Source organism: Spirosoma areae (genome assembly GCF_054781775.1).
Map to the genome: position 1 here is coordinate 23,853 of NZ_BAAGTT010000010.1, position 14,343 is coordinate 38,195.

Consider the following 14,343-nt stretch of genomic DNA (forward strand, 5'->3'; position numbering starts at 1 on the left):
CAAAGTGGGTGCGGGTCCAGCCGTTGAGGGGACAAAACAGGGCACAAAAAGAAGTTTGGAGGGATTAGTCGAGGAGCCGGGTCGCCCGTATCTGGTACGTAACTGGATGGACGCCACCCAGTTCATTGAGCGTAATACGCAGACTGTCAGCTACCCGAGTCGCCACGCCCCTAAGGGTTCGGCTTTCGGTCGGGGGGCGTTGCGGAAACACCGTTAACAATCGGGGCTGAACCGTAGCCATCAAGGGTTTAGGAAAGAAATTGTTCCGGTGGAGCAGGTCGATTTTCACCGAATCGGGGTGGGGATGTTCGCCAATGAGCACTGTAAATCGATCATACGTCTGGACCGTCGTGCTGGTTCCCACCTGTCGAATCAGTGTCAGGCTGCCGATGTAGCCTCCTGGAAAAGAAACTGCTGGCTCCGGGTCGGGCTGTTTTGCCTGGCAGGCACTCATTAGCCATAGTACAGAGAGGGTCAAGCCATGAAGCCTGTAGGAGTAACCGAGAAAAGAATTGGTAACGGGGGGGTACATACGTTTGTTCATCTGGATAAAGAATAGTACTCGGAGGCATCAGTCAGCAACTGACCGTAAACCAGGATTTCAATTTATGTTCTGGTATGTGTCCTAACAGACCAGAACATAAATGATAAAAACTTAGGGTGATAGCAACGAGTTAATCAAGTGTATATAGTAATAAACCACCTAAATTTGGTTTTTAACTATACTATATACTACATAAATCTTGCCAATGGTTTCATCCAGCAGAAAATTATTACTTTCAGACGTGGCCAACCGCACAGATTGGTAAAACGTCAAGCGTTGCACCGTCAGTGGATTGGTCGTTCCTGTGCCTCCACGAATGCTGAGCCGGGTTGTGGCCGCGTTGTTAAGGACATAGTCGGCATCAGTGGGCCGAACCGACCGCTGAAAGCGGACTGGATTGGGCATCGGCTCTACGCCGATAACTGTTTGGCTTTTCAATTTCAGGTCGGCATCAAACTGGAGCACAAGCACATCGCTGTAAATTTTGCCTGACTCAATGGCTACTGACGCGGGGGCCACCGCCGGTGGTGCCTGGCCGGTTATCTGGTTCAGCCTGTTGGCAAAACCCATCAGCCGAGAGGTGGTAGATGTGAGGGCCGGGGCCGAAGCAGGGGCACTGCCGCCGCCCGGTGCATCGGCCTGGCGTTGCATCAATAGCCAAACCTCACCATTGGCGTCCATAAAGGAATCAATGTAGTGAGCACCTGAATAATTTGCCCATCCGGTACGCTGCCCACTGCTGACTACGCCGGTCGGCGTGTCGATGACTTCGGTCGAATGCTTTGCTACCTCGCTATTAGGCATACTGTTGACTAACGTAGCCTTGCCCGCTTTGTGGGTGACTTTGTAGGCGCCGATGCGCCGGGCCGTTAGGCTGGTGGAGGTGGCCGTGCTGGTGGTGGCACTGGTGCTGGTTGGCTCGGTCCAGCGGTAGCTGTAGCCGCTCAGGTCCTGCCCGTCGAGTTCTTCTACTGAGAGGGTGAGACTGCCCAGCCCACCGCCTACGCGGGGAATCAGGTCCGTTTCAGTCGGTGTGGCATCGACCGCTTTGATGCGGATGTTTTATGTCAATAAGCCAACCCCTCTCAGAGCCAGCCTGGTGGCCGGGCCCCACTCCCACGACCGGGGCCACTCCACCGCCCGGCTCTGGGGGTTGGTAACATCTGTTTTCTGGTAGGTCAACGAACAGCAGGCTCAGCCGTTACCGGGCCATAGGGGTGATCGAGGTTAAGCGATCACTCAGAGGTATTATTTTCTGGCCTATTTTAGACCAGATGATGCGCTGTCATAATCTCATGATAGGCAATAGGCATCACTACAGGACTATTAACTTTTTCTGTAGCAATCTACATCTCTTCTCAGGGGCATGTCCACCAAATTCAACATATACAAGGTATAAGCAGTGAAGGTTTATATAAACTGGACAACCGTTATAAGGATAGAATTGAGCAGCAATTGGTGCTTCTGACGACCAATAGTTTTCTTCACCAGGAAATTCATTTGTACTAATTGAATTCTTGAAAAATGTCAAATTGGCTACAAATTCCAATTGTTTTTCAAAATCAGGATATAATTTACTCCACCCCAAATAACCCTTTGATTTTTTTTGGCATTCTGCTACAGACAAATTTTCATCGTCAAGTAGTTGCATTAGCTCAGGCCAACTTATTTCTTTTTCCATTTGGCAAAGTGTTAGAAGTTTTTCAGTTTCTCTGACTGAAATAGCTTTTTAATGCCAAACTCTCATAAACCATAAGCGTTCAAAAGGTTTACACTAAGTACAGCTAATTCATTTAAGTACTTTTTAGCAGTTTCATATGTGTCTGAATCCCACTCAAATTCATCAAAATATCGGCTCAAACCAGCAGTACTTGCAGACATAGTTTGAACATCACTTTCTGTCTTATTAATAGCACTTTTCATAGCTATATCGTAAGCATTTCTTACGGACAAGACATAGCTTCTAGCTTCGCCAAAAGACTCTATATTGTGTTCTAAAAAGTCAGCATAACTTTTTAGTCTGAACAATATTTGTTCCCATATTTCCGATTTATTTACCATGTCAATTTTGTTTGTTTAATTCCATTCACAAATTCTGGTTCATTGAGCACTGTTTTGGGAATAAATAACTGTTCTGTTCCTCCTGGTAAGTATGGGCTTAAGATACCGTCAGTTATTTGTTGACGGGCAGTATTTCCCCGCCATACTTTAAGTGTTTTGCCAGACGGGACAGTGTATTCATATATATTGCTGAAACTGTTCCACTCTGGCCTCACAGCAGTTCCTCCTATGACATCTCCAACATTGGAAGGTTTTTGTATAGTCCAATAGGGGCCGTTAGCTCTACCTCCGGTTACTCTCTAAATTTTGGTTCCCGCTGGTAGCTCATCTGCAAAAGCATTAACAAAATTTCGAGCATCATCTAATGGCAAATCTAAGGCAGAGTTACCCCAAACAGGATTAGATTTCGCAGCTTTCAATCCATTGTTAGCGTAATAACCATTAGCAACTCCAGGAATATTATACCAATCTTTAATAAGTGCACGTTGGTGATATATGCTTTTTGCTTCTGATAACTGCTTGAGTAGGCCTGCTTTATCTGTAGAGTTTGAAAATGCCAGTTTTAATTTGCCAGCATCTAATCCATTTTCGATGAAAGCAGTAAGTTTAACTTTGGTTCCTACACCCAGCAATGCTTCCACTTCATCAAGCCAGGCTAAGTTTCCTCTTAGGAGTGCTTTTACAGCATCATCAATTTGATTGCTTTTTATTTTACTGGCAACTTCCTGTAATGCCTCTTTCGTAACAATCAGTCCAGACTTGCCTATACTCTGGCCAAACGCCTTTGCCGCTTTCGCAAACTTACTGGCTCCTGGGGCCAACACACTCAGGGTGAATGCAGTAAACTTGCCCCGGCTATAGGCACACTCGTCGTCGGCCAATGAACCACTGCCAGTACACTCGCAGACCTTCGTGGCAAAACTTTTGATGTTATTGTAAAGAGCAGTTGTACCACCTAACAGATCGGTCAGCACTAATTGCAGGGCATTGGAACAACTGTTAAAATTCGATAAATCCCCTGTTACGGCCAGTTTCAGCGATGAGCAATCTAAAAGCCCCTGATAGCGGTGCTCGCCTTCGAGGATTTGCCGTAAGTTGTCACTCAGCGACTTCTTGATCTCATCGACTAAGGTCTGAACGTCAATCTGACTCAGTAACTCATTCAGAAAGCCCTCAGCAAACATCTGCACACAACGCGAATTGCCCGCTAATTTGAAAACAGTGGCATGAGAGCGGGCCTTGTCAAGCTCGGTATTCTCCCGCAGGAATTTGATGACCGTTAAGGCAATATCGGTTTGCTCCTGGGTACATTCTTTTGCCTTCGCGAATTCGGTAGCGACTTGCTGACCCAAAGCGGCCCAATCGGTTGAACCAGCCCTTGCCGCCCGTCGTCCGTTGGGGGAACCAGCAATTGTTTTTAGCTGATTATAGTCCTGGATAAGCTGGTTCTTTTGGGTCTCACTCAGACACGTTGCCTGGGCTAACAACGAATCCAGTTCGGCTTGCCCGGCCACTAAGGAATCCCGGATGGCACTGGCATTTGCAGTTGGATTGGTTAAGAGTTTATTGACGTTGGCTAATTTATTTTGGAAAGCCCCGAATCGCTCAGCAATGGAGGTAAAATAATGATTGGCCTGATTGAGTAGCTTGTCCACATCGGCCACATTGCCCCAACTGGCATCAAACTTGGACTGAACGGTGCCGCTCCCCGTGTACTCATAACAATCGTTTATGCCCGCATCGGTGAAGTCCACGGCTATCCTGTTGTCACCCAGATACGGGATCAGTGTGTAGCCCGTGCCCGTCCAACTCCCTGAGCCGCCCCCCGTTACTTCCACCACAATCACGTCGAAGTCACCCGTGCGAATCGTGTCACCGGGGGCTAAGCTGCTTAGGGCCACACTGCCCGCGTCCAGAATGGGTGCCGCAGGCGTGGTGCCGCAGGCATAGCTGTGAGCTACCTGTTTACAAGGTTTGGCCCGCAGCGTGGTCTAGGCTACCAGCGTGTCAAGGCCGTTGGTGAGTGTCACTTTGTATTCGCCGATACGAGTGTTATAAAACCAACCTTACTCCGAGCCGGGTGTGCTGGCCGGGCCAAACGCCCACGACCGGGGCTATAGCACCGCTCGGCTCAGAGGGTTGGTTATCTATCTGTTTTCTGGTGGGTCAACGAACAGCAGGCTCAGCCGTTGCCGGGCCATAGCGAGTGATCGGATGATCACTCATTACTTTATAGAACCGGTCTCAGACCGGATGATATAGTGAAGACTATGCCATACGGAAGAGGTAGGTGTATTACCTTGATTCACCAATTCATTCAGGGAACGACTTACTTGGTAAACTTCCCAATTGCTTTTCCACGAATAGCAGAATCAATTTCGGAAAATAAAATAGTGGTAACAACTTCATATTTTTGTTTTTCCAAAAACTCTCTATCCCACTGCTTTGTATAATACTGGGTATAGTCAAGTCTTAATGTTCGCATCCATTCCATGGTGATGCGATGATGTATGTAGGCAACATTGAAGTGGGTTAAATGGCCAAGGTGCTTAACCTGATCGAAACTGGCACTTTCTTTATAGTAGTAAGCCAGAGACCCATCAAAGTATACATTCCATTTGGAGTTTCTGGGAATTTCGTAATACGAGAAGGGTTCATCGTATTTCTCCAAAAGTTTTGATTCGGGGATTATTCTATCAAACGATGTGATTGGCAGATACCCCAAGGCTTTCCATTTGCTATCTCCTTTCCGTTGCGGAGGTTTACCCATAAATAAGAGGTGGCTGGTAAGCATATCAATGGAGCTGAAAAACTCAACATCAAATTTAGAGATTGGTTGGTCACTTCTCAGGTTAAGGATTTTCATAATAAAAGATGGGAATCCCGTATCTAAAGGACGCGGATCAATCGTTTGTACGTAGGCAAAGCCTAAATTCTCCATCATGGGTACTTCCCATACTAAACCATCATAGGGATACTCGTCTTTGTATTTCATGGTTCCTCACAACAATTAGGTTCGTTACTGTACTCATTACCAGAGAACTTCATCCCTCCTGCTCGATAACTCTCATTAGGAATTTGTTTGATATAAGGCTGTTTCCATTTAGGATATTGTTCGTTAAGTTTTCGTTCTCCTGCCTGTAGCCTTGTGTCAAATACATCCCGATGACGCGCTGTTGAGTTAATCAGATTGTCAACTTGGGTGCTAAGATAAGGAGTCTGCAAGCCTGGGCTATTCAGGTTAATAATAGCCTGCTCAATACCACGAGCTTCACCCTTCTTCAGATTGTTGAAAATTATCGTAAATTCCGATGCTTGAATATCGCCGGATTTATACCTCCCTGTAGAGCCTATGACGAGTGCAGGATCGATAGTAGAGATGCCTACATATTTTAAGCAATGGTTCACTCCTTTAAACTCACCCTTACACTTATAATTTCGTCTGCATATATAGACTAAGTACTTATTGCCGTCGTCTTCGATATCAAGAGCGGTTTGCGGTCTCTTGCCTGGTTCGGGTTCTATGTCTATATCGGATTCTACTTGGCTATAATCAGGCGTTACTGCTTCTGGCTCAATTATTTGCCTGGCTTGCTGATCCCGCAAGAATTTCACTTCAGCATCCCCACCAGCAGTAGTCGGTGTAAGAATGAATTGGGCGACCATCATGGGAGTCGAACCAATTACTCGCAATGCTTTTAGTAAACCAATTGATTTACCTGCATTTTGACCTACCGCTTTAGTGACTTTTACGAGTCGTCCTTGCTTATCTACTGCTAAATAGCCGGTGCCTTTCGTTTCAGGCCGCAAATCAGTAACCTTGATAAGCTTCTTAATTGGAGGGTCTTGGAATGTATCTAAATAATCGGCGTAAATAGCTGTTATTATAGCTTCACTTTCAAGATAGCTTTGTAACGCATCCGCTTTCGCCACCAAATCACATGAAGTAGAAGCGACACGAGCTCGAGCTCTACGTGCTCCGCCATTATTTACCTGACTACAAGCCAAAAACTCATCAACTTTCGAGAGTAGTTGTTGCTTTAAAGTGTCAGCAAGCGTCGTATTATCAGCTATTTCACTGCGAATTTTTTGAACCAGTGTAACAGCTTGATTATACCTTGCAGTCGAATCAGACAGATTGTTCTGTACTAAATCGACAATTTCAGCAGATAATTTTTTTAAGGAATTGAGTTGGTCTCCTAATAAACTATCCAAGCTAACAACTCCACCCCAACTGGCATCAAACCTGGACTGCACCGTGCCCCCGCCCGTGTACTCATAACAATCGTTGATGCCCGCATCGGTGAAGTCCACGGCAATCTTGTTCTCGCCTAAATAGGAAATCAGCGTGTAGCCCGTGCCCGTCCAGGTGCCCGAACCGCCACCCAGCACTTCCGTCACAATCACATCGAAGTCACCGGTGCGGATAGTGTCGCCGGGGGCTAAGCTGCTTAGGGTCGCACTGCCCGCGTCTAAGATGGGGGCCGCCGGGGTCGTGCCACAAGCATAGCTGTGGGCCACCTGTTTACAGGGTTTGGCCCGCAGGGTGGTGTAGGCCACTAAGGTATCACTGCCGTTGGTGAGGGTGACTTTATACTCGCCGATGTGCCGGGCCGTGAGCGTGGTGGAGGTGGCCGTGCTGGTGGTGGCACTGGTGCTGGTGGGTTCGCTCCAGAGGTAGCTGTAGCCGCTCAGGTCCTGACCGTCGAGTTCTTCCACCGAGAGGGTGAGACTGCCCAGCCCACCACCCACGCGGGGGAGCAGGTCGGTTTCGGTTGGTGTGGCATCGACCGCTTTGATGCGGATGTTGAGCGGGCCACGCGCACAGCGCACACTGACCGAGCGTACACCCGCCCGGCAGGTGTCGGCACCAACGAAAGCGTAGGCATCCACCCGGTAAACACCATCCACCAAGCCCGTAAAGCTGGCCGGGCTGCTGCTCAGGGTGGCCACCAGCGTGGTTTGCTGGTAGAGACTGATGCGGAGACTGCTCCCGGCGGGTTGGTTGAGCAGCTTCACCGTGATGTTGCCCCGGTGGGTGCTGTCGGCGATGGTCGAGTCGCAGCCCACAACGGGGTCGCCATCGAAACTCATCTGGCAAGCCGTTCCCAGCGAAACGCTGGTTTGGGCCGTAGCCGTGCAACCCCCTGGTGTGGTGGCCACCACTGTGTACATACCATTACTGGCCGTGCTCGTCGTGGGCAGGGTGGGGTTGGCCTCGGTGCTGGCAAAAGTAGCTGGTCCACTCCAACTGTAGGTTGCTCCGCTCAGATTCTGGCCGCTGGCACTCAGGCTCAGGGCGTTGCCCACCCCCACCTGCCCCGCCGGGCTGTTGCTGCTGGCCCACAGCGAAGGCACTCCCGAAATAGTGAGGGGGGGGGCACTGCCTTCCGTGATGGGATAGTCGCTCACTACCCGTAGCTGATAGTTGCCCGAAGCCGTAGCGGACGGAATAACGACGCCAATTGGGCTGCTCGTGCCACTGCCCAGCGTGGTAAAAGTGGCAAAGCTGCCCGTTGCATCCGAAAGCTGGACGGTGTAGACATTGCCGGTCGTAAACGTACCCGTCGTCGAGAAGGGCACAGTGAGACTGGCCCCCCCACACACCACCGATGGACTCAGGGGCTGGGTGCTAATGACGTGGGTGCTGCCCCCAACGGTGATGAGCACCACCTGATGCCCGATGCAACTGCTGGTGGCCTGAGCCGCCACCGTATAACTACCGCTTTGGCTGGTGGCCGCCCCCAGAATTTGCAGGATGGGACCCGATTGGGTGAACCCCGCCGGACCGCTCCAGGTATAGCTTACGCTGCCCGGTGCCGAGGAGAGGGCCGTCAGGGAGATGGTTTCCCCCACGTTGTAGCTGGTGCTGCCCGTCACACTCAGGCTGTTGCCCACCGTGACGCGAATCTCATTAGAGCGATCACTAACGACTTGCCCTTCGGCGCACAGGGCCGTATAATTGGCCGTAGCGTTGGGCGTCAACAGGATTGTTTGACCGGTATGTCCACTCGACCACTGCACGGTCTGGCCCGTCGAACAGCCATTTGCCGACAGCGTCACCGATTCCCCGGCGCACAGGAGCGTAGCTGAGGTTTGGATGATGGGTGCCTGTGGGTTTGAGTAGGTGGCCGTTACGGTAGCCACTCCACCGGAGCAGCCATTACCGGCTTCGCAGCGGGCCGAATAGGTCGTGGTTTGGGTGAAGGGCAGTATCCAGATGTTGCCCGTAGCCGAGGTGCCGCCCGGCCCGCTCCAGCGCACCGTCTGGTCCGTCGCGCAACCTGAGGCTGTCAGGGTAATGCTCTGAGTCGTTGACACACCCGCTACCCGCGCCGTGAGAGCGGGGAAGTCGGACAAGGTCATTTCGGTAACGCTGGTGCTGGCGGTGGTCAAACAACCGGCCCCGTTGTCAATGGTGACGCTATACGGTCCGGTCAGGGCGGTGCTGATACTGGCCGTCGTGGCTCCCGTCGACCACAAATAAGTACTGCCTGCGCTGGCGGTCAGTACGGTTGACTGGCCGGAGCAAATGTTCAGGTTGCCGCTAATGCTGGCGGTGGGTTGCTGCCCCTGACACTCACACGAGTTGGCCCCGATGACTTCGGTGCTGATAATCTGATTGAAGGTGGGCGAGCACTCATTGGCATCCCGGTACCGGCGCACCTTATTGACTCCGTCGCAGACTTCGTCCTGAACCACAGGCTGTTGGCCTGTGCCCCGGCATTCGCACGAATTAGCCGCAATGACCTCCGTGCTGATAATCTGATTGAAGGAGGGCGAGCACTCGTTGGCGTCCCGGTACCGACGCACCTTATTGACTCCATCGCAGACCTCATCGGCCACTTCGGGCTGCTGGCCCGTGCCCCGGCATTCGCACGAGTTAGCCGCAATGACCTCCGTGCTGATAATCTGATTAAAGGTGGGTGAGCACTCATTGGCATCCCGGTACCGACGGACCTTATTCACCCCGTCGCAGACTTCGTCCTGAACCACAGGCTGCTGGCCCGTGCCCCGGCATTCGCACGAATTAGCCGCAATGACCTCCGTGCTGATAATCTGATTGAAGGTGGGCGAGCACTCGTTGGCATCCCGGTACCGGCGGACCTTATTCACCCCGTCGCAGACTTCGTCCTGAACCACAGGCTGCTGGCCCGTGCCCCGGCACTCGCAGGCGTTGTACTCTACTACTTCACCAGGTGCAGTAACATTGTAATTAGGGGAACACTCGTTGGTATTTATATATAGTTTCCGCTTATCTGTGCCGTCACAGGTAGTTGCTCCGAACCATTCCCAAACATCATGGTGAGATTTACAATCACAGGTATTTGCTTCTAATAAATCGCCTGTTGCATAGAGGCCATAGCTGCCTGAGCATGGATTTACATCCTGTAGGCGTTTGTATTTATTGCCGTTTTCGCACCAGGTAAGCTGGCCATTCCATTGGTAACTGGGGAGGTTACTTTGACAGGCACATGGGTTAGCCGCGCAAGGATCGACTGGACAACCATTAATCGTTACCGTGCCACTATAAATACGATTATTAGGGCAACCGGCAGGCTTACACCAGGCGTAATAGGTGCCAGGCTGGTAGATCGTGAAGTGGGCCACATTATCACTTCCGGCAGTAGTTGTACCTAAGCTATTCCCATTCCCATTATACCAAATGACCGAGCCAACACAAAAAGAAGCCGTGAGGTCAACGGAGGAGCTTGCTGCAACACGGGCCTGTGGGTTGCCAACAAAATCAGTTACGTCATCAGTGCATATATTATCCGAGCTTGAGGAGATGTAAATAGGGTAATCGTCTGCATTACAATCTTCTACGAGATTTGTAGTGGGCAAGTTCGGATTAGGCGCATTGGCAACATCGTAAGGTAGTTTCCGATAGCAGGTAGGATGGGTCTTTTCACGTATATAGATAAATCCTTTTTGATAACTCGGGGTTACTGTGCGGGAGCTACTAAATATAAGGCTATCGGTGCTGTATTCATATGCTGATAGTGAATCTTTGATGTAAATAGTTATGGTGACGGTCTTCCCTTTCTTGGTTGATGTCGTGGTATAGCTGAGTCGAACCGACTTTTTTACTGCCTGACAAGTCGTATCTGTTACCGCCTTTTGCCTGGCTCGTTGATTGTTGCTAGTCGTTTCTGAGTAGGTGCTTATGCTGATTTCCTGTTTCTTCTCGAAATAACTGGTGCCTAAGACTTCTTTAGGTCCCCGTAGCAACGTGAACGTCGCATCTTTAGTGGGTTTGCTGAATTTACCCCGTAGTGTATACGTTACTAAAACCGGTCCACCCGTTCGCAGTTCTGCCCCGATATAATCGTGATAGTCTCCTCCAGTCTGCTCAAACCCATCGGGCATGAGTACCTTCAGGCTAAATGATCGCTGCTCGTCAAAAAAGAACAGTTGCCTGGGCGAAATCGGTAACAAGTCTGCCGTGATGGTAATCCCAAATTCCTCGTTCAGGTTAACCGAGTCTTTGGAAGGCCACATCCTGAATCGAATGGGGTCGGGGCCTGCCAGTCTCCGAATAGATCCTGTCTGGGGACTCAATAGGGGCGTAACGGCTGAAAAAGGGCGCGGTCCAGTATGACTTACCACGGCAAGGTTACCTGGTGCGGAGAGAGTCGATTGATAGGAATTGGCGGGAAGGAAAGACTTACGTAGTGCAGGCTTTGGCGCAAAACGCATGGCTCCCGGCCGAGGGGGTAATTTTGCCGTCACAGGCGGGTGATCCTTGGGATCATCCCTTTTTGCATTTACGCTGAAGAAGAGTGATGTAGAGAAAACTAAAAGAAGAGCCAGTAAAAATTGTTTCATACGATGGGTTACGAGTAACTGCCTGAGATTACTTAGTCTCAGTAGGGAAAAGGTCAGAAATGGTCTAAATTTTTTTTGTCGGGAAGGCGCTCAGATTAGCGTTAGCCTAAAAATCCTCTCAGGCCTATTTCGAAGGGATAGGCTGGCAAAATAGATGCCATGACTACCCAGTTTTGATCCAGCAAGAGCTTTTTATAGTATTTAATAGTAGTATAGACTACTTAATAGTGGCCAGAATTGCGGTTGTAGTTTTCTGGCACTGAGTGATTTAAGATTTTATGGATCTGACTATGCCACTCTATTTTTTATTTTGCCTAATTGTTTTTATACCAACTCTCCATAAAATATACTTAATGGTATTTTTGAAAAATGTCCCGTTAGCGGTTACCCACAAAAAGGATACCAGTTAAGCAAACGAAGAAGAGTAGCCTATTCATGTATAGAAGCGCTGAGACCGGGGCGGGAAGGTAAATGAATTGGCAGATTGACAAACAAAAAAACCGGACTATCGGGAAGGTAGCCCGGTTTTTTTGTTATCTATAAAACACCATCACCTGCACAGATGACAAACTTGCTCTTTCCTACCGATTTTTCGGCCAGCACTGAGGCAGCCCTCAGTTGGGTGCGGCTCCTGGCGCACAAAACCGGCGCAACCATTACGCTGCTTCACGTTTACATGCCTATGATTCCTGACACTACGCTGCCTACAATCGGCGATCCGGGTCTGGGACTGATGGCCTCGCAGGAAATTGAAGCTATCAGCCGGGAACGGTTGGGCCAATTAGCCAATGAACTCCGCGCTGAAGGCTTATCGGTGGATGTCGATTGGCGCATTGGTTCAGTCGATGAAGGTATTTTAGAGGCCGCCCGCGAGCGTTCGGCTGACCTGATTGTGATGAGCCGCACAGGCCTGAATACGTTCTTCGACCGGCTGGCCGGCAGTGCAGTTACCGGTGTGGCCGACGAAGCCCAGTGTCCAGTACTGATTATACCGACCACGCCCGAAGGCCAGGCCATCCGCCCGGCGCAGGTGAATACCATTGCGTATGCCATGCAGACCCAAACGACCCAGAGTTTGGTGACGTTTCAGACCGAGTCGCTGGTAAAGACGTTTGATGCTCAGTTGGTTATTCTGACCGACGATCAACTCGATAAGGTCCACGCCGACCTGATTGTGATGCAATTGTACCCACAGTCAGGCTTTCTGGACGGAATTCTACACCCGAATCATGCGGCCCGGTTGATTGAAAAGTCCGACGTGCCGCTGTTAGTTTACCACCCCCGCAACGAATAATAGCCTGCTAAACCGACAACTGTTCTGCGATGCGCTTAGTTGGCAGGGTCATGAAGTACAAATCCAAACCCGGCGCCCACACGTCGGGTTTTGTGTATTGTACCTGGAAACCGAATTTCTCGAAAAAACGATAGGCCACCTGCGACGTTTGACTCTCAACGAGCTGAATACCACTGTGTTGCCGGATTAGCGTCAGATTATGCAACAGTAAGGCCCCACCGACGCCCAGGCCTTTGGTGTCGGGATCGGCAAAAATCCAGCAGATTCGCGCGGCTTCTCCATTTCGCGTTTCATACCAGCCACAAGCGCCTACGACCTGTTCGTTGTGCTCGGCAACAAAATACGGGTCGGCGTTGGTCTGTAAAAAACCAGCGTAGTCGGCAATCTCATTTTCAGCGAAGGCCACCGGCACGTTTTTTCGGAAAACGGCCAGTAAATCGTCGGCATCGGTGGGTCGATAGGGGCGGATCGTCATGAGTACAAAAATAGAACCATTTGCTCTTCGTCGTAATACGTATTTCCGTTTTTGATGGCGTTGCGTTCCAGTGAAAACGAGCAAAACCCAAGTTTCTCGTATTGCCGTTTCGCCAGGCTATTCGTAGAGATTACCGTCAGGTTTATCTGTTCTAAATCAGGTACTGATCGCGCCCGTCGGATGGTTTCTTCCAGCAAAAGCCGCCCTAAGCCCCGCCCACTGTATTGTTCGGCTACGTACATCCGAAAAAGCAGTCCTTTGTGCCGCAGTTTTTCACGGGTTTTCCCTTCACGCTGGAAACTCACCACCCCCGCCAACGTGTCCGTGTCGGTAAGTAGGCCCAGTGTGAAACTGTCGGCTTGTTCGCTGGTTGGAAAAGATTCAGTGGCCTGGTCGGCGGGCGTGATACGAAAACAGTTCCCATGCTTTCGTAACCCCTCCATAAAAAACAGATCGTACCCAAAATTACGGTGATCTGTCAGGTCAATCAGTCTCATGCTAAGTAAGCAGGTAAGGGAATGCTTTCTTCTCCGTCGCGTGGAATCGGCGTTAGCCGCACGGTTTGCAGCGGCACCACACCCGACCAGGTGGGTAGATCAGCATCTTCGGGATCATCATTAGGGCCACCCGTCCGGACTTTGGCCGAAGCTTCGGCTAATGAAAAGGCCAGCACGGTCGTTTTCCGCATTTCACTGTCGGTAGTGGGGCGCAGATCATCCCACCGACCTGGAATCAGGTGGTCGGTAATGAGCGCCAGCACGTGCATACGCTCCGCGTCGTCGGTCACTTTTTGGGCATTGGCGAAGATGACCACCGACCGATAGTTGACCGAGTGATGAAACGCTGATTTGGCTAAAACCAGTCCGTCGGCCACCATCACCGTGATACAGACGGGACCGCCTTTTTCGATTTCGCGGAGGAAATGACTGCCCACCGATCCATGAATGTACAGTTTGTCGCCCTGCCGGGCAAAAGCCGTTGGAATGGCCATCGGTTGCCCATCGACCGCGTAGCTGACGGTACAGAACAGGGCGTCGTCCAGAATGGGATGAATGGTAGCCTCATCATAATGAGCGCGTTTCGCTAAACGGCTGGGGGTTGTGCGGGTAGTTTGCATAAGCGTAGAGACGCAATAAGTTG

Annotated in this window: 11 protein-coding genes; 1 reads left to right on the forward strand and 10 read right to left on the reverse strand. The window is 50.5% G+C overall.

The genetic code is table 11. The features are described from left to right. Positions 1 to 64: 64 nt before the first annotated feature. The 7 genes from ACYVI1_RS03760 to ACYVI1_RS03790 all read right to left on the reverse strand — a co-directional run bounded on the left by ACYVI1_RS03760 (position 65) and on the right by ACYVI1_RS03790 (position 11,107). Positions 65 to 478, reverse strand: coding sequence for a hypothetical protein (locus tag ACYVI1_RS03760; protein ID WP_460906850.1), 414 nt, complete (start codon positions 476 to 478; stop codon positions 65 to 67). Positions 479 to 703: 225 nt separating this feature from the next. Further along, a complete protein-coding gene (locus tag ACYVI1_RS03765; protein WP_460906852.1) occupies positions 704 to 1,348 on the reverse strand; it encodes a hypothetical protein in 645 nt (214 codons plus the stop codon). Between the two features lie 511 nt (positions 1,349 to 1,859). Continuing rightward, complete coding sequence (locus ACYVI1_RS03770) at positions 1,860 to 2,225, reverse strand: hypothetical protein (protein WP_460906854.1); 366 nt, start codon at positions 2,223 to 2,225, stop codon at positions 1,860 to 1,862. Between the two features lie 62 nt (positions 2,226 to 2,287). Continuing rightward, a complete protein-coding gene (locus ACYVI1_RS03775; RefSeq protein ID WP_460906856.1) occupies positions 2,288 to 2,605 on the reverse strand; it encodes a hypothetical protein in 318 nt (105 codons plus the stop codon). A 299-nt stretch (positions 2,606 to 2,904) separates the two neighbouring features. Beyond that, on the reverse strand, positions 2,905 to 4,506 hold the full coding sequence (locus ACYVI1_RS03780; protein ID WP_460906858.1) for a hypothetical protein: 1,602 nt from the start codon (positions 4,504 to 4,506) through the stop codon (positions 2,905 to 2,907). Positions 4,507 to 4,934: 428 nt separating this feature from the next. Then, positions 4,935 to 5,600 (reverse strand): hypothetical protein, encoded by a 666-nt coding sequence (locus tag ACYVI1_RS03785; RefSeq protein ID WP_460906860.1) that lies wholly within the window; start codon positions 5,598 to 5,600, stop codon positions 4,935 to 4,937. Further along, complete coding sequence (locus ACYVI1_RS03790; RefSeq protein WP_460906862.1) at positions 5,597 to 11,107, reverse strand: hypothetical protein; 5,511 nt, start codon at positions 11,105 to 11,107, stop codon at positions 5,597 to 5,599. The genes ACYVI1_RS03785 and ACYVI1_RS03790 overlap by 4 nt, the downstream gene beginning before the upstream one ends. Positions 11,108 to 11,996: 889 nt before the next feature. Between ACYVI1_RS03790 and ACYVI1_RS03795 the strand changes: the two genes are divergently transcribed. Further along, positions 11,997 to 12,728 carry a universal stress protein gene (locus ACYVI1_RS03795; RefSeq protein ID WP_460906864.1) on the forward strand — a complete coding sequence of 244 codons (732 nt, stop codon included), beginning with the start codon at positions 11,997 to 11,999 and terminating at the stop codon, positions 12,726 to 12,728. A 7-nt stretch (positions 12,729 to 12,735) separates the two neighbouring features. On the opposite strand, the gene ACYVI1_RS03800 is transcribed toward ACYVI1_RS03795, so the two are convergent. From ACYVI1_RS03800 to ACYVI1_RS03810, 3 genes are read right to left on the reverse strand one after another with little or no spacing between them, the layout of a single operon-like run. Beyond that, the gene (locus tag ACYVI1_RS03800; protein WP_460906866.1) at positions 12,736 to 13,203 is read right to left on the reverse strand and encodes a GNAT family N-acetyltransferase; all 468 of its coding nucleotides are present in this window, start codon (positions 13,201 to 13,203) and stop codon (positions 12,736 to 12,738) included. Then, positions 13,200 to 13,700 carry a GNAT family N-acetyltransferase gene (locus ACYVI1_RS03805; RefSeq protein WP_460906868.1) on the reverse strand — a complete coding sequence of 167 codons (501 nt, stop codon included), beginning with the start codon at positions 13,698 to 13,700 and terminating at the stop codon, positions 13,200 to 13,202. Before ACYVI1_RS03805 ends, ACYVI1_RS03800 begins: the two co-directional genes overlap by 4 nt. Then, complete coding sequence (locus ACYVI1_RS03810) at positions 13,697 to 14,320, reverse strand: pyridoxamine 5'-phosphate oxidase family protein (RefSeq protein ID WP_460906870.1); 624 nt, start codon at positions 14,318 to 14,320, stop codon at positions 13,697 to 13,699. The genes ACYVI1_RS03805 and ACYVI1_RS03810 overlap by 4 nt, the downstream gene beginning before the upstream one ends. Between the last annotated feature and the right edge of the window lie 23 nt (positions 14,321 to 14,343).

Coding starts and splice junctions, on each gene's coding strand:
- ACYVI1_RS03765 (WP_460906852.1), bottom strand. CDS start 1,348: ATGCCTAATAGCGAGGTAGCAAAGCATTCGACCGAAGTCATCGACACG.
- ACYVI1_RS03770 (WP_460906854.1), bottom strand. CDS start 2,225: ATGGAAAAAGAAATAAGTTGGCCTGAGCTAATGCAACTACTTGACGAT.
- ACYVI1_RS03775 (WP_460906856.1), bottom strand. CDS start 2,605: ATGGTAAATAAATCGGAAATATGGGAACAAATATTGTTCAGACTAAAA.
- ACYVI1_RS03785 (WP_460906860.1), bottom strand. CDS start 5,600: ATGAAATACAAAGACGAGTATCCCTATGATGGTTTAGTATGGGAAGTA.
- ACYVI1_RS03790 (WP_460906862.1), bottom strand. CDS start 11,107: ATGTGGCCTTCCAAAGACTCGGTTAACCTGAACGAGGAATTTGGGATT.
- ACYVI1_RS03795 (WP_460906864.1), top strand. CDS start 11,997: ATGACAAACTTGCTCTTTCCTACCGATTTTTCGGCCAGCACTGAGGCA.
- ACYVI1_RS03800 (WP_460906866.1), bottom strand. CDS start 13,203: ATGACGATCCGCCCCTATCGACCCACCGATGCCGACGATTTACTGGCC.
- ACYVI1_RS03805 (WP_460906868.1), bottom strand. CDS start 13,700: ATGAGACTGATTGACCTGACAGATCACCGTAATTTTGGGTACGATCTG.
- ACYVI1_RS03810 (WP_460906870.1), bottom strand. CDS start 14,320: ATGCAAACTACCCGCACAACCCCCAGCCGTTTAGCGAAACGCGCTCAT.